The following is a 22793-nucleotide window of genomic DNA, read 5'->3' on the forward strand; positions in this document are numbered from 1 at the left end:
AAGGACACCGATGCGCATCGCGCAGCTGACCTACTCCACCAAGCCCCGCGGCGGGGTCGTCCACACTCTCGCGCTCGCCGAGGCGCTCGCCGCCCGGGGCCACGACGTCGAGGTCTGGACCCTCGGCCGCGGTGACGACACGGCGTTCTTCCGTCCCGTTGATCCGCGCGTCGACGTGCGGGTCGTCCCCTTCCCGCCGCGCGACGGCGAGGGCGTGGGCGAGCGCATCGAACGCTCCATCGAGGTGATGGCCGCAGCCCTGGACACGGATGCCGATGTCGTGCACGCGCAGGACTGCATCTCCGCGAACGCGGCGCTGCGGCGCGGCATCCCCGTCGTCCGCACGATCCACCACCTCGACTCGTTCACGACGCCTCAGCTGGTCGCGTGCCACGACCGGGCCGTCACCGAGCCGGTCGCTCGGCTGTGCGTCTCGCACGCGGTGGCACGCGAGGTGGAGGAGGACTACGGCGTGCGCCCCGAGGTGATCGCGAACGGCGTGGATGCCGAGCGGTTCTCCGTCGCGTCGTCGGACGCGGACGCGCGCGCGGCGTGGCGGGCGCGGCTGGGCGTGTACGTGCTGGCGCTCGGAGGCATCGAGCCGCGGAAGGGTTCGATCGACCTCCTCGACGCCTACGCCCTCACGCGGAACGCCCACCCGGGGCTGCGCCTGGTATTCGGCGGCGGCGAGACGCTCTTCGACTACCGCGACTACCGCGAGCGCTTCGACGCACGCGCCGCGGAGCTCGGCATCCATCCGACCGTGCTGGGACCGGTCGACGACGACGCGCTGCCGGCCCTCGTCGCCGAGGCCCGCGCGCTGGCGTTTGTGTCCACCAAGGAGGGGTTCGGCCTCGCCGCGATGGAAGCGCTCGCCGCCTCGACGCCGGTGATCGCGCGCGATCTGCCGGTCATCCGCGAGGTGTTCGGCGACACGGTGCTCTACGGCTCGACGCCAGCCGAGATCGCCGGGCAGCTCGACGCCGTGCTGCGCGGGGCGGCGTCGACCGACGCCGAGGGCGGACGCGTGCTTGCCCGCGCGCACACGTGGGATCGGGCCGCGCGAGCGCACGAGGAGTTCTACGCGCGCGTGCCGCTCGGAAGTCCGCGATGACGACGCGCTCCTTCTCGGCGATCCTCGCCGACCGGGCGCGGTCCGACACGGACGAGCCGATCGTGGTCGACGCCGAGGGCGTCCTGACCGCCGGAGAACTGGATGCCGCCACCTCGGCGCTCGCCCACGAGCTGGTCGGCCGCGGCGTCCGGCTCGACGACACCGTGGCCGTCTCCCTGCCCAACGGGAGGGACATGGTGATCGCGTGCTTCGGCATCTGGCGCGCCGGTGCGACGCCGCAGCCGCTGTCGCCCGAGCTCACGGCGGCGGAGCGCGCGGAGCTCGAGGGGATCGCGCGACCTGCGGCGGCCATCGGCATCCGACCCTCGTCGGCCGGCATCCCGTGGGTGTCCGAGGTTCGCGTCGATCCGCGCCCGGGCGCGCTGCCAGATCTGGCGGCCTCGTGCTGGAAGGCTCCGGCGACGTCGGGATCGACGGGGCGGCCGAAGATCGTGCGGGCGGCGGCGCCGGCGACCCTCGATCCCTCTCGTCCCGTCGCCGAGTTCCTGCCGCGCGTGGCGACGCAGATCGTCGCCGGGCCGCTCTGGCATTCGGCGGTTTTCACGTATGCGTTCCGGGGTCTGCTGACGGGGCACCGGCTCGTCGTCCTCGACCGGTTCGACCCCGAGGCGTGGATCGCGGCCGTCGAGACCCACCGTGCGACGTGGGGGCTGCTGGTTCCCGCCATGATGGCGCGATTGCTGCGCCTTCCGCCCGAGGTGCGGGCGGTGAAGCGGGTCGAGACCATCGAGAGCGTGCTGCACATGGGGGCTCCGTGCGCCCCGGCCCTCAAGCGCGCGTTCCTCGACTGGCTCGGTCCCGAGCGTGTCGACGAGGTGTACGCCGGGAGCGAGTCCAACGGCCTCACGCGGATCACGGGTGTGGAGTGGCTCGAGCGGCCCGGCAGCGTGGGGAGGCCGATCGGTGGCACCCGCGTCCGTGTCCGCGACGACCGCGGTGTCGATCTCCCGGCCGGACGGGAGGGGCTGGTGTGGATGCGACGCGGCGACGCGGCCGCCTACTCCTACGTGGGCGCGACCTCCCGCCGCGACGGTGACGGATGGGACACGCTCGGTGACGTCGGTCACCTGGATGCCGACGGCTACCTGTTCCTGCACGATCGGGCCGACGACGTCATCAACCGGGGCGGGGACAAGATCGCCCCCGCCACGGTCGAGGCGGTTCTCGAAGCGCACCCCGCGGTGGTCGAAGCGGTTGCCTTCGGCGTGTCCGACGAAGAGTTCGGCCAGGTCGTCCATGCGGCCGTCCGGCTGACGGATGCCACGGCCCTCCCGCTCGTCGCCGCCGACGCGCGTGCTCACCTGGGCCGGCGCGCTCCCGACGTCCTCCACCTGTCCACGACACCGCTGCGCAACGATGCGGGAAAGGTGCGGCGTTCGGCTGTGGCCGAGCGGTTCCGCGGCTGAGCGCCGGTCGGGCGCGAGCTCGACACCTTTCCGGTTCGCGCGCCGCTTCGGCATCGGCGGCGATCCGGGCGAGCGGCGTCTCCGGTGCGTAGGTCTTGACGCTCAGTGGTGTCGATCGTGGTCGTGTTCGTCGTGCTCCTCCTCGAGAAGCATGCCGACCGATGTCGCGCACGCGTCGCCACGCCAGGCCTCGATGCCCTCACGGATCGCGAACGCGGCGATGACGAGGCCGGCGATCGCGTCCGCCCACCACCACCCGAACAGGCTGTTCACCACGAGGCCGACGAGCACCGCCGCGGAGAGGTAGGTGCAGATGAGGGTCTGTGTGGAGTCCGCGACAGCGGTTGCCGATCCCAGTTCGCGACCAGCGCGGCGTTCTGCGAGCGAGAGGAACGGCATGATGACCACGCTGAGAGCGGTGATGACGATACCCAGCGTGGAGTGCTCCATGTCGACCTGGCGGACGAGCGCAAGCGCCGAGGAGACGGTCACGTACGCCGCGAGGGCGAAGAACGCGACGGCGATCACGCGCAGCGTCCCCGCCTCCCATCGTTCGGGATCGCGGCGCGTGAACTGCCAGGTCACCGCGGCCGCCGAGACGACCTCGATAGTGGAGTCCAGGCCGAACCCGATCAGTGCTGCAGACGATGCCACCGTGCCGGCGGTGATCGCGATGACCGCCTCGATCAGGTTGTAGCCGATCGTCGCGGTGACGATCCACCGGATACGACGTTGAAGGACATGCCGGCGGTCGTCGGCCAGGCGGGGCGCGGGAGGTGTCATGCGCGGGTGCACGTGCAGCGTCCTCCGGCGCAGCAGTCGGGCTCGACGTGGAGGACGACGCGCAGCAGCTCGTCGAGGGCGGGGGCAAGGTGAGAATCCGCAAGGCGATACCAGGTGCGTCGCCCGTCGGGCACGGCCTCCACGAGACCGCAACCACGAAGGCACGCGAGCTGGTTCGACATCACCTGGCGCGAGACGCCGAGAGCGTCGGCCAGATCGGCGGGGTAGGCCGGCGCTTCGCGCAGGGCAAGCAGCACGCCGGTTCGGGTGTTATCCGAAAGCGCGTGCCCGAGACGAGCCAGTGCCGCGGTGTGCGTCGCGGTCGCAGTGGGGCAGACGGTCGACATGGCCGCAAGAGTACATCGAGTCATGAATACAGAAAAGCCTGTACTCGGTCCGGCTGTCGCCCATTCCCGCGATCGCTGGACGCTGATCCTTCTCGACGGAAGGCCCGTTGCGATTCCGCAGCGCGCCGAAGCACCTCGTGACGTGCGAGCTCGCCACGGTCGAGTCTTCCGGGGCACGTTCGTACGCGTGACGCTCCGCATGCTCTGTGAGCGATCGAGGAACGGCTATGTGTGTGGGCCCCGTGGGGCTCGAACCCACGACCCGCGGATTAAAAGTCCGATGCTCTACCGACTGAGCTAGAGGCCCGTGGCATCCAGCCTACCGGCCTGCGCGGGGCGGATCGTGCACGGGTCGGCACGCAAAGAGCGAGCGCCGGACCCCCTCGCCTGGGGTCCGGCGCTCGCCGTCAGGTCCGATCGTTCATCGATCGGTCGGAAGCGTGGTGATCACGCTCCGAGGACTTACATCGGGGGCATCAGCACCGAGTCGATGAGGTACACGGTGGCGTTGGCGGTCTGAACGCCGCCGCAGATGACGTTGGCGTCGTTGACCATGATCGAGTCACCCGAGCCGGAGACGGTGACCTCCTGGCCCTCGACCGTGGCCTGCGCGCCCTCGATCTCGTCGGGGGTCATCTGGCCGGGGACCACGTGGTACGTGAGGATCTTGGTCAGCAGGTCGGTGTCGGTCTTCAGCGTCTCGATGGTGGCGGGGTCGATCTTGGCGAACGCGTCGTCGACCGGAGCGAAGACCGTGAACTCGCCACCGTTGAGGGTGTCGACCAGGTTCACGTTGGGGTTCAACTGACCGCTGACGGCCGCGGTGAGCGTGGTCAGCAGCGGGTTGTTCGAGGCGGCGACGGCGACGGGGTCAGCGGCCATGCCCTCCACCGAGCCGGCACCCGAGGGGACGGCGGCGGCGTAGTCGGCGCAGCCGGGGCCGACGAGGTTGGCGGCCGGGTCCATCATGTCCGACGACGCCGACGGCGATGCCGACATCGAGGGCGCCGAGGTCTCCTCGGTCATGGACTCGCCGGAGGTGGAGCCACCCGAACATGCGGTGAGAGCGAAGGCCGAACCCAGGACGAGGGCGAGACCGGCGACGACGGGCTTCTTCTTGGTGAGCATGGAATTCCTCCGAAATCGTTCGGACCGCGGCTGCGACCCGTGGGACACCCCGGTGCGGGGGGTGGTTCGCCGTGCGGCGTACACAGGGTCTTCGGGACCCCCACGGCTTCGGATTGCGCTTTCCTGGGAGATATCGGTCGGATCCGAGGTCGCGAGCGAAGAAAATCCCAGGTCAAATGCGTCTAAATATTCTTCGGAATGTTTCCGCGGCGCCGCCCCCATTTCTCCCTGAGCGGCGTGCAGGCGGCTCGGTTCACGGTTGTCTACCTCATGCGCGCCACGCGCGCACGTGTGAGGGAAGTCCGTGTTCGGTGCGGCATGCTGGGACTCATGGTGATCGACGGTTTCTCTCTCCCCGATGACGGGGCGGACCACGTCGACCACGTCGGAGAATTGCTGCAGAAGGTCGCCACGGGCGACCGGAATGCCTTCGCCGAGCTCTACGACACGCTGTCTGCTCGCGCGTTCGGTCTCATCCTGCGGGTGCTCGTCGACCGGTCGCAGAGCGAGGAAGTGCTCCAGGAGGTGTTCCTGGAGATCTGGCAATCCGCCGCGCGTTTCGTTCCGAACAAAGGGCAAGGAAGATCGTGGGTTCTCACGATCGCGCACCGGCGGGCGGTGGACCGCGTGCGGTCATCGCAGTCGAGCGCCGATCGTGACGTGCGTGCGGGTTTCCGGAACATCGACGTCGCGTACGACGGTGTCTCCGAGAGGGTGGAACTCAAGATCGAAGGGCGGCGTGTCGTAGATGCGCTCGCGACGTTGCCCGACGCCCAGAAGGAAGCGATCACTCTCGCTTACTTCGGTGGGTACAGCCAGAGTGAGATCGCTACTCTCGTCGGAGCGCCGCTCGGTACGGTCAAGACACGAATGCGCGACGGTCTTTCGCGCTTGAGAATGGAAATGGGGGTGGACAAGTGAACGAGAGGGATTTCGCCGACCTCGCTGCCGGTCACGCGCTGAACGCGCTGTCAGAGGCAGACGAACGCGCGTACCAGGAGGCTCTCGCGGGCAATCCGCACTGGTCCTCCTACGTCCGGGATGCCATCGACGCCGTCGCCGCGATCAGCGAGGCCGTCGCGCCCGTCGAGCCGCCGGCATCGATCCGTGCCTCCCTCCTGGCGCGCATCACCGATCTTCCCCAGACCGCCTCCACCGAGCCGGAGCGCGACCCCGGCGATGTCGAGGACTACGCCGCAGCCGGCCCCGCGCCGGTCGACCGAGAGATCGAGGCCGACGCCGAGGGAACGCCTGCCGCGTCTGCGTGGGGCCTGCGGCGCTGGTTCACCCTGGCCGCCTCCATCGTCGCCGTCCTCGTCCTCGGCTTCGGCGCGGTCGCGATCAGTCAACAGCTCACCCGCCCGGCCGCGGTCGTGGCGCTCGAACAGATCACCACGGCCCCGGATGCGCAGTCGGCGACCGCGACCATGCCCGACGGTGCCGTGGTGACGGCGCACTGGTCGGCATCCACGGGCCAGAGCGTGCTGGTGACCGAGGGCATGCCCTCGCTGCCGGACGACCAGACGTACGAACTGTGGTTCGTCCGCGACGACACCCCCATCGCCGCGGGCATCTTCGAGACGGATGCCGAGGGTCAGGCGACGGCCGTGCTCGAGGGCGAGTTCCATTCGGGTGACGTGATCGCCGTCACCGTGGAGCCCGCCGGCGGATCGCCCGACGGGACGCCGAGCTCCGCGCCCGTCGTCACGGTGGCCACCGCCTGAACGCTTCGCACCCGGCCCGGGGTGTTCGGCTCACGCTCTAGCCTGGAACGATGAGCGATTCCCCTCGCGAGTTCCACAAGCCCGTGCGGCGCCCCGCGGAACTGTTCGACCGGCTGTTCGCCGCGGACGATCCGGCCGAGGTGTCGCGCGTCGCGCACAGCACGGCCCACGCCCTCCTGTCGCGGGTTCGGGCCGACCCGAGCGTCGACGTCGTGGAACGGCTCGTCGCTTTCACCGACGACCACGGCATCGACGACATCGCCGAGCTGTGGTCGCGTTCACCGGCCCGATCGCTCCCGGGGGCGCTGTGGCGCCTGTACCTGTTGCAGCTCATGATCCATGACGACGCGGCGACCGCCGCTCTGCTGTTCGAGCGGGGGCGCGTGGAGATGGCCACCGTCGATCCCGTCGTCGTCGGAGCACCGGCGCCCGCGGGGCCTGAAGAGCTCGTCCAGCTCATCGACACGATTCTCCGGGGTCTTTTCGAGGGCGACTTCGCCGTCGCATTGGAGCGTGCCGCCGCGTTCTGCCGCGTCCAGGCGTCGGGGTCGACGCATCTGGCCGACGATTACGAGAACACCGAGTCGGAACGCGCGACGGCCCTCACGACCCGCGCACTGCGCCTGTCTACATACGCCGACGACCTCGCCGCCGCTGCCGCGCTCTGGCGTCGCGACGCACTGACCTGACGTCGATGCGGCACGCCGCGCGACGGTGCAGATCGGCGGCCGTCACTCGAAGCCGGGGCTGCAAAGAAAGTGCCGGGCCGCAGAACGCCTCTCGGCGCAAGGCCGCTCGCAGCGGCAGAAGATGGAGCCCGGGGTTACTGCGGCCCGGCTATGAGAGTGTAACAAGGGCTGCGTCGAGACATTCCCCCGGGCAGGGCGGTTGACGCGGCCCGGGCGTGTCGGTACCAGGGCATAGGGTCGACACATGGCTTGGCGTTTCGCGCTCCTGATCGACTCCGTGGCATCCGATCTCCAGCGCGGCGACTTCGCCGAGACGTTCACGATCGTCGATCCGTCCGGTCCGGTGCTGAGCCTCGGCGAGTTGAGCGCCCAGCGCGGCGACGGTGTCTTCGAGTCGCTGGGCGTCGTCGACGGGCACGCACAAGAGGTGGGTCCGCACCTCGACCGGCTCGCGCATTCGGCGCGGCTGTGCGAGCTGCCGGCTCCGAACCTCGACCAGTGGCGTGCGGCCGTCGGCCGTGTCGCCGCCGAGGCCGGGCGAGGCGAGGCGGTCATCAAGCTGATCCTGAGCCGCGGAGTCGAGCACGGCCCGTCACCGACCGCCTGGGTGACACTGGGCGACGCCCCCGACAACGCGCGCGCCCGCATCGAGGGTGTCCGCATCGCCACCCTCGACCGCGGGTACGCGCTCGAGGCGCCGAGCCGCGCCCCGTGGCTCCTTCTCGGGGCCAAGACCCTGTCGTACGCGGTGAACATGGCCGTGATCCGGGAGGCCAGACGGCGCGGGGCCGACGACGCCGTCTTCGTCACGACCGATGGATTCGTGCTGGAGGCGCCCACGGCGTCCGTGATCCTTCGCTTCGGCGACCGCTTCGTCACACCGGAGCCGAGCGCCGGAATCCTGCACGGCACGACCCAGCGGAGCCTGTTCGCCCACCTCGAGCAGAGCGGGTTCGAGACCGCCTACGAAACGGTGCCGGTGACTGATCTCGTTCGGGCGGATGCCGCGTGGCTTCTGTCGAGCGTGCGTCTGGCGGCACCGATCTCGGCGGTCGACGGCGAGCCCGTGGCCGTCGACCGTGCCTTCACCGACGCCCTCAACGCGTACCTGCTCTCGCCGCGCGACTGAGCCCCGGAGCGACGATGGCCCCGCCGGAGCGGGGCCATCGTCGGGGGAGAAGGGCTTATCCGAAGCGTCCGGAGACGTAGTCCTCGGTTGCCTGCACCGCCGGGGTGGTGAAGATCGTCGCGGTGTCGTTGTACTCGATGAGCTTGCCGGGCTTGCCCGTGCCGGCGATGTTGAAGAACGCCGTCTTGTCACTGACGCGCGACGCCTGCTGCATGTTGTGCGTCACGATGACGATCGTGTACTCGTTCTTCAGCTCGCTGATGAGCTCCTCGATGGCGAACGTCGAGATCGGGTCCAGCGCCGAGCACGGCTCGTCCATCAGCAGCACGTCGGGCGAGACCGCGATGGCGCGAGCGATGCACAGACGCTGCTGCTGACCGCCCGACAGACCCGAGCCCGGGCGGTCGAGGCGGTCCTTGACCTCGTTCCACAGGTTCGCACCCTTGAGCGACTTCTCCACGAGCGCGTCCGCGTCGGACTTGGCGATGCGTCGGTTGTTGAGCTTCACACCGGCCAGCACGTTCTCGCGGATCGACATGGTGGGGAAGGGGTTCGGGCGCTGGAAGACCATGCCGACCTGGCGACGCACGAGCACCGGGTCGACGCCCGCGCCGTACAGGTCGTCACCGTCGAGCAGCACGGAGCCCTCGACGCGGGCGCCGGGGATCACCTCGTGCATGCGGTTCAGCGTGCGCAGGAAGGTGGACTTTCCGCAGCCGGACGGGCCGATGAAGGCGGTGACGCTGCGGGGCTCGATATCGAGGGACACACCCTCGACGGCGAGGAAGTCGCCGTAGTAGACGTTCAGATCGTTGACTTCGATGCTCTTGGACACGATTCCTCGGGTGTTTCTACTGGGGTCTGACGAAAAGGGTTCAGCGGCCGAGCTTGGGCGAGAAGATCTTCGCCACGACGCGGGCCACGAGGTTCAGCACCATGACGATGACGATGAGCACGAGGGCGGCGCCCCACGCCCGATCGACGAAGGCCGTGGCCGGGATGCCCTGGTTCATGTACTGCGAGTACGCGAACACCGGCAGCGTCATCATGCGGCCGCTGAACAGGTCGTAGTTGACGGAGGTCGCCACGCCGGCGGTCAGCAGCAGCGGAGCGGTCTCGCCGATCACACGCGAGATCGACAGCATGACGCCCGTCGTGATGCCGGCCACGGCGGTCGGCAGGACCACCTTGCTGATGGTGAGCCACTTCGGCACGCCGAGCGCGTACGAGGCTTCGCGCAGCTCGTTGGGGACCAGGCGCAGCATCTCTTCGGTCGAGCGGACGACGACCGGGATCATCAGCACGGACAGAGCGATCGCGCCCATGATGCCCATGCGGATGCCGGGGCCGAAGATCAGCGCGAACAGGGCGTACGCGAACAGGCCCGCCACGATCGAGGGGATGCCGGTCATGACGTCGACGAGGAACGTGATGGCCTGCGCCAGGCGGCGGCCCGCGCCGTACTCGATGAGGTAGATCGCGGTGAAGATGCCGATCGGGATGGAGATGACGGCGGCGGCCAGCGTGATCATCAGCGTTCCGACGATGGCGTGGAGAGCGCCGCCGCCTTCGCCGACGACATTGCGCATCGACGAGCTGAAGAACTCTCCGCTGATGCCGTTGATGCCGTTGGTCACGACGGTGACGGCGACGGAGACCAGCGGCACCATCGCGATCGCGAAGGCGATCACGACGACGCCGGTGACCAGACGGTCGGTGCCCTTGCGGCGTCCCTCGACCACCGTGGAGACGGCCGTGATGAGCACGAGGTAGAGCACCGCGGCCAGGACGACCCAGCCGGCGACGTTGAAGCCGCTGCCGGAGGAGAGGGATGCCACGGCGAAGGGAGCAGCGCTCAGCGCGGCACTGCCGCCGAGGATGCCCCACGGCACCCACGAGGGAAGGCGGCCGCTCGTGAGCTTGTTCGAGGGGGCCGCGACGGCGGTCGTCGTGGGGGTGCGCGGAGCGGTGGTGGTCGTGGTCATGTCAGTTGGCCCCCGAGAATTCCTTGCGACGGCTCACGACGTAGCGCGCCAGCGCATTCACAGCGAAAGTGACGATGAAGAGCACAAGGCCGGTGGCGATGAGCACGTTGACGTTGAAGCCGTAGGCCTCGGGGAACGTGAGCGCGATGTTGGCGGGAATCGTGCTCGGGTTCTCGGACGTGAAGAGCTGGAAGGTGATGACGCCGGATGCCGAGAGCACGAGCGCCACCGCCATGGTCTCGCCGAGCGCGCGGCCCAGGCCGAGCATGGAGGCGGACACGATGCCGCTGCGCCCGAAGGGGAACACGGCCATGCGGATCATCTCCCACCGCGTCGCCCCGAGCGCGAGTGCCGCCTCCTCGTGGAGGACGGGCGTCTGAAGGAAGATCTCGCGGCAGATCGCCGTGATGATCGGGGTGATCATGACGGCGAGGACGACCGCGGCGGTCAAGATCGTGCGCCCCGTGGCCGACACGGTGCCGGAGAAGAGGGGGAACCAGCCCGCGTTGGTGTTCAGCCACGCGTAGACCGGCTGGATCGCGGGTGCGAGGACGAGGATGCCCCACAGGCCGAAGACGACGGACGGGACGGCCGCCAGCAGGTCGACGATGTAGCCGAGTCCCTGGGCGAGTCGACGCGGCGCGTAGTGCGAGATGAACAGGGCGACGCAGACCGAGAGCGGGACGGCGAGGATGAGGGCCAGGATCGATGCCCAGATCGTTCCGAACGCGAGCGGGCCGACGTAGGCCCAGAAGTTGCTGCCCAGGATCGAGGCGTTCTCGCTCGTGGCGGTGAAGCCCGGGATCGACTGGACGACGAGGAAGATCGTCACCGCGGCGAGCGTGACGAGGATCATCGACCCTGCGAACAGGGCGGTACCGGAGAAGACGCGATCTCCGGGGCGTTGCTTCGGCTTCTCGGGTGCCGGAGCAGTGGTGGCTGTCATGGCTTCCTGTTTCGGGTCGATAACGGGCCGAAACCCGGCCCGACGCGGTGACGCATCGGGCCGGGCATCGGAAGGGGCGATTACTCCGCGACGATCAGGTCGATCGCCGAGTTCACGCGCTCGCGCAGCGTGTCGCTGATGGGCGCGCTACCGGCGGCGTCGGCGGCCGCCTGCTGGCCCTCTTCGCTCGCGACGTACTGGAGGAACGCCTTCACGATCGGCGCGTTCGCCGCGTCGGCGTACTCCTGGCAGGCGATCATGTAGCTGATGAGGACGATCGGGTAGACGCCCGCCTCCTGCGACGTGCGGTCGAGCTCGATCGCGAGGTCGCCCTCGGAGCGGCCCTCGACGAAGGGCGACTCGTCGACGATGGCGGCGGCGGCCTCAGGCGAGTAGGACACGTACTCTTCGCCGACCTTGATCGCGACGGTGGAGAGACCCTCCTCGGCGGCGCGCGACGCGTCCGCGTAACCGATGGTGCCGTTGGCGCCCGACACGGCCGAGACGACACCGGAGGTGCCGTTGGCGGCCTCGCCCGAGCTCAGCGGCCACTCGCCGTCCGGCTCCGACGTCCAGACGCTCGGGGCGGCCTGGTACAGGTAGTCGGTGAAGTTCTCGGTGGTGCCCGAGTCGTCCTGGCGGTGGACGGGGGTCACGGCGAGGTCCGGAAGCGTGACACCCGGGTTCATCGCGGCGATGGCGGGGTCGTTCCACTTGGTGATCGTGCCGGCGAACAGGCCCGCGACGGTCGCGGCGTCGAGGTTGAGCGAATCGACACCCTCGAGGTTGAAGATGACGGCGATGGGCGAGATGTAGGTCGGCAGCTCGATGATGCCCGAGCCGTCGGCGCACGCGGCGAAGTCGCCCGAGGCGATCTCGTCGTCCTTGAAAGCGCGGTCCGAGCCGATGAAGGGGAACGCGCCGGCCTGGAACGACTCACGTCCTGCACCCGAACCGGAGGGCTCGTAGGTGATGGTGACGTCGGGGTTCGCTGTCTGGAAACCAGCGGTCCAGGCCTGGACCGCAACCTCCTGGGCCGACGAGCCGCCGCTGGCGACCTCGCCGGACAGCGTCGAGCCCGAACCACCGTCGGTGCTGCCGGATCCGCCCTCGTTCGCGGCGCAACCGGCGAGAGCGAGTGCTGCGACGGCCGAGACGGCGCCGAGCTGGGCGAAGCGAGTGATCTTCACGATGTGGAATCCTTCTGGATATCGGGTGCTGTGGTCGAAACCCTGTGCGGGGTTCGCCGGGAACGCTAAACGCCGACCCCTAACAGAGTGCGTTGCACGGGTGAACGGAAGGTGAACCGGTGCGGCCGTTCCGGGGTGTTTTCCCGGCGCGTATACGCTTCACCCCCGTGACGACCCCCGCGTTCTCCGCCCAGGCGGTGCTCGACCGCTCCCGCGCAGCCACGCCGCCGCGTACGCTCATCGACATCCTCGCCGACGTGGCATCCCGGCATCCGGAGGCCTCCGCGATCGACGACGGCTCGGGCGCCCTCAGCTACCGGGAACTCCTCGCTCGCGTGTGGCGCACCGCGGCGGCGCTGCACGCGGCGGGTGTGCGTCGCGGGGACCGGGTCGGTGTGCGGATGCCGTCGGGGTCGAAGGAGCTGTACGTCTCGATCCTCGCGGTGATGGCGGCGGGCGCCGCATACGTGCCGGTGGATGCCGACGACCCGGACGAGCGCGCACGTCTGGTGTTCGGCGAGGCCGGGGTGAAAGGCATCGTCGCCGGCGACGGCGAGTTCGTCGCGGGCGACGATCAGCTCGTGCGCCTCTACGACGGCGAGGCTCCCCACCCGAGCACGAGCGCGGTGCCGACCGTGGCCCCGCCGACCGTGGACGATGACGCATGGATCATCTTCACGTCCGGGTCGACCGGCGTGCCCAAGGGGGTCGCGGTGACGCACCGGTCGGCGGCTGCCTTCGTCGAGGCGGAGGCGCGCCTGTTCCTGCGGGACGACCCGCTCGGCCCGGGGGACCGCGTCCTCGCGGGACTGTCCGTGGCGTTCGACGCGTCGTGCGAGGAGATGTGGCTCGCGTGGGGCCACGGTGCGTGCCTCGTGCCCGCCCCCCGGTCTCTCGTGCGTTCGGGCGAGGACCTGGCGCCGTGGCTGCTGCGCCAGGGCATCTCGGTCGTCTCGACCGTGCCGACGCTCGCGGCGATGTGGCCGGCCGACTCGATCGAGAACGTTCGCCTGCTGATCTTCGGGGGCGAGGCCTGCCCACCCGAACTGGCGGCACGGCTGGTGGCCGACGGGCGCGAGGTGTGGAACACCTACGGACCCACCGAGGCGACGGTCGTGGCGTGCGCCGCGCCGCTGGACGGCACTCCACCCGTGCGCATCGGACTGCCCCTCGACGGGTGGACGCTCGCGGTCGTCGACGGCGAGGGACGACCGGTGGCCGAGGGCGACGTGGGGGAACTCATCATCGGGGGAGTGGGCCTGGCACGGTACCTCGATCCGGCCAAGGATGCCGAGAAGTACGCGCCCATGCCGACGCTGGGGTGGGAACGTGCCTATCGGTCCGGGGACCTCGTCCGCTTCGAACCCCAGGGCCTGGTCTTCCAGGGGCGCGCCGACGACCAGGTGAAGGTCGGGGGGCGCCGCATCGAGCTGGGCGAGGTCGAGGCCGCGCTGCAGGATCTGCCCCGGGTCCACGCCGCCACCGTCGCCGTCCGCGAGACCGAGGCGGGCGTCCCGGTGCTCGTGGGCTACCTGGTGATGTACGAGGGCGTCGAGCTCGACCGCGCCGCCGCGCGCGCTGCGCTCGCGGACCGCCTCCCCGCGGCGACCATCCCCCTCCTCGGGGTGGTCGACGAGCTTCCGGTGCGAACCTCGGGCAAGGTCGACCGGGCGGCGCTTCCGTGGCCGCTCCCCGGCGTCGACGCCCCGGCGGCGACGGATTTCTCCGCCGACGAGGCGTGGCTCGCCGAGCAGTGGCAGGCCGTGCTCGGACTGGCGGTCACCGATCGCAAGGCCGACTTCTTCGACCTCGGGGGAGGGTCGCTCTCGGCGGCGCAACTGGTCTCGCGCATCCGCGCCCGGGTCCCGGAGTTCTCCGTCGCCGACATCTACGATGTGCCGCGTCTGGGCGCCATGGCCAAGGCGCTCGGTCCGCAGCTGAACGACGACGCCCCCGCAGCGTTCCACCGGCCGACACCGACGCCCCGTACGACCCAGTGGGCGCAGACCCTGCTGGGGGCGCCGCTGTTCATCCTGTCGGGGGTGCGCTGGCTGCTCTACCTGCTCACGGCCTCGGCGATCCTCCGGCTCATCCCGGGCTTCGACGTGCTGCCCACCCTCCCCTGGCCCCTGCTCCTGCTGGGACTGGTGCTGTTCGCCACCCCGTTCGGGCGCATGGCGATCGCCGTCATCTCGGCGCGGGTCCTGCTGGCGGGGCTGCGGCCGGGCGACTACCCGCGCGGGGGCGGGGTGCACGTGCGCCTGTGGCTGGCCGAACAGATCGCCGCGCAGGTCGACGCCGTGGGTCTCGCCGGGGCGCCGTGGGTGTCGTACTACGCCCGCGCTCTCGGCGCCCGCATCGGCCGTAATGTCGACCTTCACGCGCTGCCCCCGGTGACGGGGATGCTCGAGATCGGCGACGGCGCGTCGATCGAACCCGAGGTCGACCTCACGGGGTACTGGATCGACGGCGACCTCGTCCGCATCGGCGAGGTGCGGATCGGATCGGATGCCACCGTCGGCGCACGCTCCACTCTCGCACCGGGCACACGCATCGGGCGACGGGCGGAGATCGCGCCGGGGTCGGCGGTGTTCGGACGCGTCAAGGCCGACCAGTCGTGGGCCGGCTCGCCGGCCGTCCGGGTCGGCGGCACCGCGAAGGACTGGCCGGACGAGCGACCCCCCGCACCGACACGGTGGCTCTGGGCCTACGCCGCGTCCGCCGTCGTGCTCTCCCTGCTCCCGCTGCTCTCCTTCGCGGTGGGCGGCCTCGTCATCGCACAGGGCCTGCGCGGGGCCGGGTCGCTGGCGGCGGCGGCCGGAGCCGCCTTCGTCTGGCTGGTGCCCGCTGTCGCCGTCACCGGCCTGGTGTTCGCGGCGTCGGTCGTGCTGCTCGTGCGCGTCTTCTCGCTCGGGCTGGTGGAGGGCACCTTCCCCGTGCGCAGCCGTGTCGCCTGGCAGGCATGGACGATCGAGCGTCTGCTGGACGCGGCCCGCACGATCCTGTTCCCGCTGTACTCGAGCCTGTTCACTCCGGTGTGGCTGCGTATGCTCGGCGCGCGCGTCGGCCGTGACGTCGAGGCATCCACGGTCCTGCTCCTGCCGACGATGACGCGGATCGAGGACGGGGCGTTCCTCGCCGACGACACGATGGTGGCCTCCTACGAACTGCGCGCCGGGTGGCTGCGCGTGGGGTCCGTGCGCATCGGCAAGCGGGCGTTCCTCGGCAATTCCGGGATGGCGGCCCCCGATCACCGCGTACCGCGCGACGGTCTGGTCGCAGTGCTGTCGGCGGCGCCGCTGAAAGCCAAACCAGGATCGTCGTGGCTCGGCTCACCGGCCGTGCGCCTTCGGCGACTGTCGGCGGAAGGCGACGAGTCGCGCACCTACCGCCCGACGCCCGGGCTGCGACTCGCCCGCACGCTCTGGGAACTCGGCCGGTTCGTGCCCGTCGTCGCGACGTGCGCGATCGGACTCGGGGTGCTGTTCGCGCTCGCCGGGCTCTGGGAGGCGACGGGGCCGGTGTGGACGCTCCTGCTCTCCGGGGTCGTGCTGCTGGTGGCCGGAGCGCTCGCCGCGGCCGTGTCGACGCTGGCGAAGTGGGCGATCGTCGGCGTCATCCGCGCGGGCGAGCAACCACTGTGGTCGAGCTTCGTGTGGCGCACCGAGGTGTCGGACACGTTCACCGAGATGGTCGCGGCGCCCTGGTTCGCCAGGGCCGCCGCAGGCACCCCGGCACTGGCCGTCTGGCTGCGCAGTCTGGGCGCTCGGATCGGCCGCGGCGTCTGGTGCGAGAGCTACTGGCTGCCCGAGCCCGATCTCGTGAGGCTGGGGGACGCGTCGACGGTCAACCGCGGGTGCGTCGTCCAGACCCACCTCTTCCATGATCGAATCATGAGTATGGACACCGTCGAGCTCGAACCCGGTGCGACCCTGGGGCCGCACAGCGTGGTTCTCCCCGCATCGACCCTCGGTGCGCATGCCACCGTGGGTCCCGCGTCGCTCGTCATGCGCGGAGAGACCGTTCCCGTCGGGTCGCGCTGGAGCGGCAACCCCATCGGACCGTGGCGCGCGGTGAAGGTGCGCGCCTACCAGTCGACCACGTGAGCGGGCCCGATCCGTACGCTCCGCTGAGCGGCGACGGCGGATACCGTGTCGAGTCGTACGACCTCGCGCTGAGCTATCGGGTGCGTACGAACCGCCTCGAAGGCACGGCTGTGATCGCAGCCGTGGCCGAGGAGGATCTCGCAGCCGTGTCTCTGGACCTCGTCGGTCTTCGTGCCTCGCGCGCGCGCATCGGCGGTGCTCCCGCCCGCTTCTCCGCCGCGGCCGGGAAGCTGAGGGTCACGCCCGCGCAACCGATCGCCGCGGGCGAGCCGTTCGAGGTCGAGGTCGTCTACGCCGGGGCGCCCGCCCCGCGTCGTTCGCGCTGGGGCATGGTCGGCTGGGAGGAGCTCGCCGACGGGGCTTTGGTGGCCGGCCAGCCCATCGGCGCTCCCACGTGGTTCCCCTGCAACGACCGACCCGACGCCCGCGCCCGCATGACCATGCGGGTCACCGTCGACGAGGGGTACGAGGTCGCGGCCACCGGCGTCGCCGGGCCGCCCCGTCGCCGCGGCGGCCGTGTCACGACGACCTTCACCTCGAACGTTCCGACCGCCACCTACCTCGCGGCCGTCCACGTGGGCCGGTACCGGACGCGACCGGTCGCGGGATCCGGCGACGGCGTCGTGCCCCCCGTGACGGTGACCGCTCCGCCCGCCCTCTCCGCGGCGGCCGATCGGGCATTCGCCCCCGTGCCCGAGATGTTGCGGGTCTTCGACGATTTCTTCGGCCCGTATCCGCAAGAGGCCTGCACGCTCGTCGTCACCGCCGATGAGCTGGAGATCCCGCTCGAGGCGCAGGGTCTCGCCGTCTTCGGCATGAACCACCTCGTTCCCGCCGCGGAGCGTCTGATCGCGCACGAGCTCGCGCACCAGTGGTTCGGCAACAGTGTCGGGATCGCGCGCTGGAGCGACATCTGGCTGAACGAGGGTTTCGCCTGCTATGCGGAGTGGCTGTGGTCGGAGGCATCCGGGAGCCGGACCGCCGACGACTGCGTCCGCGCTCACTACGCGCGTCTGGCCGCGAAGCCCCGAGACCTGCTGCTGGTGGACCCGGGGCCGGACGACATGTTCGACGACCGCGTCTACAAGCGCGGGGCGATCGCCCTCCACGCCCTGCGGAAGCATCTCGGCGACGGGTCCTTCTTCGGTCTGGTGCGCGGGTGGACGTCCACCCACCGGCATTCACTCGTGAGCACCGACGACTTCCGCGCCGCCGTGCGCGAGGCGGGCGGACCGGATGCCACCGAGCTGCTGTCGCGCTGGATCGAACGCGCCGAACTCCCGCCGCTGCCCTGACCCTGACACTGCTGTCGCACAACCTCAGTGATCCGCACAGGATCCGTTCGCGGGGGCGGCGAAGGAGTGAGGTTGCGTGAATCACTGAGGTTGTGCGCGGCTGGGCCGTCCGCCGAGCGCGAGAGCGACGAGCACACCGGGCGGCCCGTCGAGGTCCCACCCCGCGAGGAGTCCGCCCGCGTCGACCCGGCCGCTCCAGTGGGCACCGGCAACGGCCTCGACCACGCGGACGCGACCCGGATCGACGGCGAGACCGCGACCGTCCGCCTTCAGCACCGCCTCGACGCGCGCCCACGATCGCGCATCCGCCCGGGGAAGCACCCGCTCCAGACCCCGGGCGTCGGCGGCGACGGCATCCACACCGATTCGGCGCCCGTGTCCATCGGCGGCGACGACCGCCCACCCCGCCGCGTACGAAACCGACACCGAGGCATCCGCTCCGATGACGTGCACCCGGCCGTGCGGGCCGCCGCAGCGCGGGCACCGCGACACGAAGGTCGCCGCGGGGTGCATCTCCTGGAGCAGCGCCCGCGAGACCGCGCGGCGCTCGACGCCTTCCGGGACGCGGCGCCACCTCAGGCGCACCTCGGCGGGGAGCGTCACACCTGCGGCTCGTGCGTCTCGATCGCGACGATGCCCGACCCGGGATGGGCGACGGGGATGTGGGCCACCGAGAACCCCGCCGGCTCGAGCGCCGACGAGCTGCCCAGGTAGGACCCGCGCATCGTCCCGGTGGCCAGCGCCAGCTCGTGCATGATGTCCGGGAGCACGGGGCCGTGGCTCACCAGGACCACCGGCTTGCGGGCGCGGACGCGCTCGCCGACGACCGCCCGCGCATCGCTGCGCCCCTCTTCCCACGCGTCCTGACTGATCGCCTCGGTGAGCTGAACACGCTGGGCGAGCGCGGCCGACAGCGGCGTCACGGTCCGCACGCAGCGTTCCGCGGGACTGGACACGATCCGCCGGATCCCGAACGCCAGGAGCGGCCCGACGATCGCGTCGGCCTGACGGCGGCCCCGCGTGCTGAGCGGTCGAGCGGCGTCCGCCCCGTCCCACTCGTCCCGCGGGCGCGCCTTCGCGTGCCGCAGCGCGACGACGGGGAATGTCGGGAGGGCCTGCTCGTCGATGAGGCGCACGAACTCGTCGAGGATCTCGATGTCGACCGGGTAGCTGAGGTGTTTGCGTGCCTTCTTCAGCCCCACCCACTCGATCGCCGCGATCTCCTTGTTGGGGACGAACGTCGAGGTCCGCACGGCGGCGTCGGTCGCCTCGGCCGCCCAGTAGTGCACGATCTTGGTTCGAGAACTCGGCATCCGGTAGCGCGAGACGCCCACGGGCACACCGAGGGCGACCCGGATGCCGGTCTCCTCGCGGATCTCGCGCACGGCGGTCTCGGCGAGCGTCTCGCCGGGGTCGACCTTGCCCTTGGGCAGCGTCACGTCGCGGTACTTGGTGCGATGGATCAGCAGGACACGGTACTTGCCCTCGACCATGCGCCAGACCACGCCGCCAGCCGCGTAGACGGCGGTTTCCGTCACCGGACCGCCCGCGAACGGCGCTTGCGCTGGACCTGTGCCATCGTGCGCTCCTGGAGGTCGATCAGCGGGACTCCGTCGGCGTCCACGCTGTGCCGCGTCCACTCGCCCTCGGGTCCGAGGTGCCACGAGCTCGTGCGGTCGTCCATCGCGAGATCGAACAGATCGGACAGCTCCTGGATCTGCTTCGGATCGATGACGCGCACGAGCGCTTCGACACGGCGGTCGAGGTTGCGGTGCATCATGTCGGCGCTGCCGATGAACACCTGCGGATCGCCGTCGTTGACGAATGTGAAGATGCGCGAGTGCTCGAGGTAGCGGCCGAGGATCGACCGGACGCGGATGTTCTCGCTCATGCCCTCGACGCCGGGCTTGATGGAGCAGATGCCGCGTACCCACACCTCGACCGGGACACCCGCCTGGCTCGCCCGGTAGAGCGCGTCGATGATCTGCTCGTCGACCATCGAGTTGACCTTGATGCGCACGCCCGAGGGCTTGCCCGCGAGGGCGTTGGCGCGCTCTCGCTCGATGTGACGGACCAGTCCCTTCCGCAGGTGCAGGGGGGCGACGAGCAGACGCTTGAACTTCTTCTCGATCGCGTAGCCGCTGAGCTCGTTGAACAGACGTGTGAGGTCGCGACCGACCTGGTCGTCGACCGTGAACAGTCCGAAGTCCTCGTAGATGCGGCTGGTCTTCGGGTTGTAGTTCCCCGTGCCGACGTGACTGTAGTGGCGCAGTCGCCCCTCTTCCTCGCGGATGACGAGCGCGAGCTTGCAGTGGGTCTTGAGCCCCACGAGGCCGTAGACGACGTGGACGCCGGCCTTCTCCAGCATGCGCGCCCACACGATGTTGTTCGCCTCGTCGAATCGCGCCTTCACCTCGACCAGCGCCAGCACCTGCTTCCCGGCCACAGCGGCGTCGATGAGCGCCTGCACGATGGGGCTGTCGCCCGACGTGCGGTACAGCGTCTGCTTGATGGCCAGGACGTTCGGGTCTTTCGCTGCCTGTTCGAGGAACGCCTGGACACTGGTGGCGAAAGATTCGTAGGGGTGGTGCACGAGCACGTCGCCCTTGCGGATCGCGCCGAAGATGTCGGCGCGGCCGTTCTGCTCCGGCGGCTGGAACGCGAGGGCCGTCTTGGGCACATGCGGCGGGTAGTGCAGATCGGGGCGGTCGATGCGGGACAGGTCGAACAGGCCGCGCAGGTCGAGCGCGCCGGGCAGCCGGTACACCTCCTGCTCGGTGATGTCGAGCTCGCTGAGCAGCAGCTCGCGGGTCACGTCATCCATGTCCTCGGTGATCTCGAGGCGGATCGGCGGGCCGAAGCGGCGACGCAGCAGCTCCGCCTCGAGCGCCTGGATGAGGTTCTCGGTCTCGTCCTCCTCGATCGTGACGTCCTCGTTGCGCGTCAGCCGGAAGGCGTGGTGATCGAGCACCTCCATGCCCGGGAACAGATCGCCCAGGTGGTTCGAGATGAGCTCCTCGAGCGGAAGGTAGCGCACCCCCGGCCCGGTGCCGGGGACCTCGACGAACCGCGGGAGCATCGGCGGCACCTTCAGGCGCGCGAACTCCTGGCGGCCGGTGCGGGCGTTGCGGATGCGGATCGCGAGGTTCAGTGACAGGCCCGAGATGTACGGGAAGGGATGCGCGGGGTCGACGGCCAGCGGCATGAGAACGGGGAAGACGTTGCGCTGGAAGTACTCGGTGAGCCGCGCCGCGGAGTCCTCGTCGAGCGAGTCCCAGGACACGACCTCGATACCCGCCTCGGCGAGAGCGGGGCGCACCTGATCGGTCCACACGGCGGCGTGCCGCAACTGCAGGCGGTGGGCCTCGGCCGAGATGTCGGCGAGGACGTCCTGCGGTGCGCGGCCGACGTTGGTCGGCACGGCCAGCCCGGTGACGATGCGGCGCTTGAGTCCGGCGACGCGCACCATGAAGAACTCGTCGAGGTTGCTGGCGAAGATCGCGAGGAAGTTGGCCCGCTCCAGGACCGGGACCGTGGGATCTTCGGCCAGCTCGAGCACGCGCTGGTTGAACGCCAGCCAGCTGACCTCGCGGTCGAGATAGCGGTGGTCGGGGAGCTGCGCGTCCTCGGCCTCCACCGCCTCGTCGAAGTCGTCGTCGTCCGCGTCACCCAGGCCCGCGTCCAGCACGTCGTGTTCGATCATCCCCACATCATTGCAGGGGTCGATGACGTGCGCGTGAACGGTTGCGCGGCGGGGCTCAGGCCGAGGGTGCGGCGACGGGCGGCTGATCGTCCTCGTACACGTTGAACCGGTAGCCGACGTTGCGCACGGTGCCGATGAGCTGCTCGAGGTCTCCGAGCTTGGCGCGCAGACGCCGGACGTGCACGTCGACCGTGCGCGTGCCGCCGAAGTAGTCGTATCCCCACACCTCGCTGAGCAGCTGCTCCCGCGTGAACACGCGGGACGGGTGGGTGGCGAAGAAGTGCAGGAGCTGGAACTCCTTGTATGTCAGGTCGAGCGGCTTGCCGTGGACCTTCGCCGAGTAGGAGGACTCGTCGATCGTGATGCCGGACGTGGAGATGCGCGAGGAGACCTGCTCGGCGCTGCGGCGTCCCATCGCCAGGCGGATTCGGGCGTCGATCTCTGCGGGACCGGCGCCGACGAGAACGACGTCGTCGACGCCCCAGTCGGTCGAGACCGCGGTGAGGCCGCCCTCGGTGACCACGAGGACGAGCGGTGCCTCCATGCCCGTGGTGGTCAGGATCTTGCACAGCGATTTGGCGCCGACGAGATCGACGCGGGCGTCGACGAACACGACGTCGGCGCTCGGGGCGTTGACCAGTTGCGCCGGCTCGGCGGGGATCTGCCGCACCCGGTGGCTCAACAGTTCGAGCGCAGGCAGAACCGCGCCGCCGCCTGGGGCGGAGCTGAGAACGAGAAGCTGAGCCAAACGGACCTCCCAGTGCGTGCCTGCCGCACCCGCCCATCTTAGGGTCAGCCGCCCGGTCGTGCCGTCACCGCGTGACCGGGCTGGTCGTCGCTGCGTGCGAGAGGGGCCGCCGTGCGCGATGATGGAGGGTATGTCGACCCCCGACCTGGCGCCGCGACGCACGTTCGGCGGCATCGTCGCGGTCTGGGCGCTGGCCCTCGTGGCGGGTGTCGCGATCGGCCTCTTCGTTCCCGGCGAGTGGCGCGCCCCCTGGATCACGCTCGCCCTGGGCGGCTGCGTCATCGCGGCGTTCGCTGTGCAGCTCTGGTACGGGCGCTCGCAGGCCTTCATCCAGCGCGTCGCGGCGAGCGTGCTCGGCGCGGTCGTCGTGCTCGGCCTCATCACCGCGGGGTTCGGGCTGGCATCCATCGTTCCCCGGTAGAGTTGGGTCATGGACCTCCTCGCGCTCGAACTCTTCTTCGTGGGACTTCTCGGTCTCG

At 70.2% G+C, this 22793-nt stretch carries 20 protein-coding genes and 1 tRNA gene; 9 read left to right on the top strand and 12 right to left on the bottom strand.

Annotated features, from left to right (window positions below; all coding sequences use genetic code 11):
* The first annotated feature begins 10 nt into the window (after nt 1-10).
* On the top strand, nt 11-1114 hold the full coding sequence (locus LL239_RS15425; RefSeq protein WP_228164334.1) for an MSMEG_0565 family glycosyltransferase: 1104 nt from the start codon (nt 11-13) through the stop codon (nt 1112-1114).
* A complete protein-coding gene (locus LL239_RS15430) occupies nt 1111-2541 on the top strand; it encodes an AMP-binding protein (protein WP_228164335.1) in 1431 nt (476 codons plus the stop codon). The genes LL239_RS15425 and LL239_RS15430 overlap by 4 nt, the downstream gene beginning before the upstream one ends.
* Before the next feature lie 102 nt (nt 2542-2643).
* On the opposite strand, the gene LL239_RS15435 is transcribed toward LL239_RS15430, so the two are convergent.
* The 4 genes from LL239_RS15435 to LL239_RS15450 all read right to left on the bottom strand — a co-directional run bounded on the left by LL239_RS15435 (nt 2644) and on the right by LL239_RS15450 (nt 4799).
* On the bottom strand, nt 2644-3324 hold the full coding sequence (locus LL239_RS15435; RefSeq protein ID WP_228164373.1) for a cation diffusion facilitator family transporter: 681 nt from the start codon (nt 3322-3324) through the stop codon (nt 2644-2646).
* Nucleotides 3321-3671, bottom strand: coding sequence for an ArsR/SmtB family transcription factor (locus LL239_RS15440; protein ID WP_228164336.1), 351 nt, complete (start codon nt 3669-3671; stop codon nt 3321-3323). Before LL239_RS15440 ends, LL239_RS15435 begins: the two co-directional genes overlap by 4 nt.
* Before the next feature lie 234 nt (nt 3672-3905).
* A tRNA-Lys gene (locus tag LL239_RS15445) sits at nt 3906-3978 on the bottom strand.
* A gap of 155 nt (nt 3979-4133) precedes the next feature.
* Entirely contained in the window at nt 4134-4799 is a 666-nt protein-coding gene (locus LL239_RS15450) for a fasciclin domain-containing protein (RefSeq protein WP_228164337.1), read from the bottom strand.
* Nucleotides 4800-5117: 318 nt separating this feature from the next.
* Here LL239_RS15450 and sigK point away from each other — a divergent pair, with 318 nt between their 5' ends.
* The 4 genes from sigK to LL239_RS15470 all read left to right on the top strand — a co-directional run bounded on the left by sigK (nt 5118) and on the right by LL239_RS15470 (nt 8341).
* On the top strand, nt 5118-5720 hold the full coding sequence (sigK, locus tag LL239_RS15455; protein WP_228164338.1) for an ECF RNA polymerase sigma factor SigK: 603 nt from the start codon (nt 5118-5120) through the stop codon (nt 5718-5720).
* Nucleotides 5717-6523, top strand: coding sequence for an anti-sigma factor (locus LL239_RS15460; RefSeq protein ID WP_228164339.1), 807 nt, complete (start codon nt 5717-5719; stop codon nt 6521-6523). The genes sigK and LL239_RS15460 overlap by 4 nt, the downstream gene beginning before the upstream one ends.
* Nucleotides 6524-6573: 50 nt before the next feature.
* Nucleotides 6574-7212: a DNA-directed RNA polymerase subunit beta gene (locus tag LL239_RS15465; protein WP_228164340.1), complete on the top strand. Its 639-nt coding sequence runs from the start codon at nt 6574-6576 to the stop codon at nt 7210-7212.
* 244 nt (nt 7213-7456) lie between these two features.
* Nucleotides 7457-8341 (top strand): aminodeoxychorismate lyase, encoded by an 885-nt coding sequence (locus LL239_RS15470; RefSeq protein WP_228164341.1) that lies wholly within the window; start codon nt 7457-7459, stop codon nt 8339-8341.
* A gap of 55 nt (nt 8342-8396) precedes the next feature.
* Here the strand turns inward: LL239_RS15470 and pstB are convergent, their stop codons facing one another.
* The 4 genes from pstB to pstS form a co-directional block, all read right to left on the bottom strand.
* On the bottom strand, nt 8397-9176 hold the full coding sequence (pstB, locus tag LL239_RS15475) for a phosphate ABC transporter ATP-binding protein PstB (protein WP_228164342.1): 780 nt from the start codon (nt 9174-9176) through the stop codon (nt 8397-8399).
* A 40-nt stretch (nt 9177-9216) separates the two neighbouring features.
* Nucleotides 9217-10326 carry a phosphate ABC transporter permease PstA gene (pstA, locus tag LL239_RS15480; protein ID WP_228164343.1) on the bottom strand — a complete coding sequence of 370 codons (1110 nt, stop codon included), beginning with the start codon at nt 10324-10326 and terminating at the stop codon, nt 9217-9219.
* Nucleotide 10327: 1 nt separating this feature from the next.
* Nucleotides 10328-11272: a phosphate ABC transporter permease subunit PstC gene (pstC, locus tag LL239_RS15485; RefSeq protein WP_228164344.1), complete on the bottom strand. Its 945-nt coding sequence runs from the start codon at nt 11270-11272 to the stop codon at nt 10328-10330.
* Between the two features lie 80 nt (nt 11273-11352).
* On the bottom strand, nt 11353-12462 hold the full coding sequence (gene pstS / locus LL239_RS15490) for a phosphate ABC transporter substrate-binding protein PstS (protein ID WP_228164345.1): 1110 nt from the start codon (nt 12460-12462) through the stop codon (nt 11353-11355).
* Nucleotides 12463-12629: 167 nt separating this feature from the next.
* Here pstS and LL239_RS15495 point away from each other — a divergent pair, with 167 nt between their 5' ends.
* Both LL239_RS15495 and LL239_RS15500 read left to right on the top strand, forming a co-directional pair.
* Complete coding sequence (locus LL239_RS15495) at nt 12630-16568, top strand: Pls/PosA family non-ribosomal peptide synthetase (RefSeq protein WP_228164346.1); 3939 nt, start codon at nt 12630-12632, stop codon at nt 16566-16568.
* Nucleotides 16565-17863, top strand: coding sequence for a M1 family metallopeptidase (locus LL239_RS15500; RefSeq protein WP_228164347.1), 1299 nt, complete (start codon nt 16565-16567; stop codon nt 17861-17863). The genes LL239_RS15495 and LL239_RS15500 overlap by 4 nt, the downstream gene beginning before the upstream one ends.
* Before the next feature lie 81 nt (nt 17864-17944).
* Here the strand turns inward: LL239_RS15500 and LL239_RS15505 are convergent, their stop codons facing one another.
* Genes LL239_RS15505 through LL239_RS15520 form a run of 4 tightly spaced genes read right to left on the bottom strand, consistent with a single transcriptional unit; the run spans nt 17945 to nt 22314 of the window.
* Nucleotides 17945-18466 (bottom strand): hypothetical protein, encoded by a 522-nt coding sequence (locus LL239_RS15505; RefSeq protein WP_228164348.1) that lies wholly within the window; start codon nt 18464-18466, stop codon nt 17945-17947.
* On the bottom strand, nt 18463-19401 hold the full coding sequence (locus LL239_RS15510) for an NUDIX hydrolase (RefSeq protein ID WP_228164349.1): 939 nt from the start codon (nt 19399-19401) through the stop codon (nt 18463-18465). Before LL239_RS15510 ends, LL239_RS15505 begins: the two co-directional genes overlap by 4 nt.
* Complete coding sequence (locus LL239_RS15515) at nt 19398-21566, bottom strand: RNA degradosome polyphosphate kinase (protein ID WP_228164350.1); 2169 nt, start codon at nt 21564-21566, stop codon at nt 19398-19400. The genes LL239_RS15510 and LL239_RS15515 overlap by 4 nt, the downstream gene beginning before the upstream one ends.
* Nucleotides 21567-21621: 55 nt before the next feature.
* Entirely contained in the window at nt 21622-22314 is a 693-nt protein-coding gene (locus LL239_RS15520) for a response regulator transcription factor (protein WP_228164352.1), read from the bottom strand.
* Between the two features lie 130 nt (nt 22315-22444).
* Between LL239_RS15520 and LL239_RS15525 the strand changes: the two genes are divergently transcribed.
* The gene (locus tag LL239_RS15525; protein ID WP_228164353.1) at nt 22445-22735 is read left to right on the top strand and encodes a hypothetical protein; all 291 of its coding nucleotides are present in this window, start codon (nt 22445-22447) and stop codon (nt 22733-22735) included.
* Nucleotides 22736-22793 lie beyond the last annotated feature (58 nt).

This window comes from Microbacterium testaceum (genome assembly GCF_020781835.1).
GTDB classification, from domain to species: domain Bacteria; phylum Actinomycetota; class Actinomycetes; order Actinomycetales; family Microbacteriaceae; genus Microbacterium; species Microbacterium testaceum_H.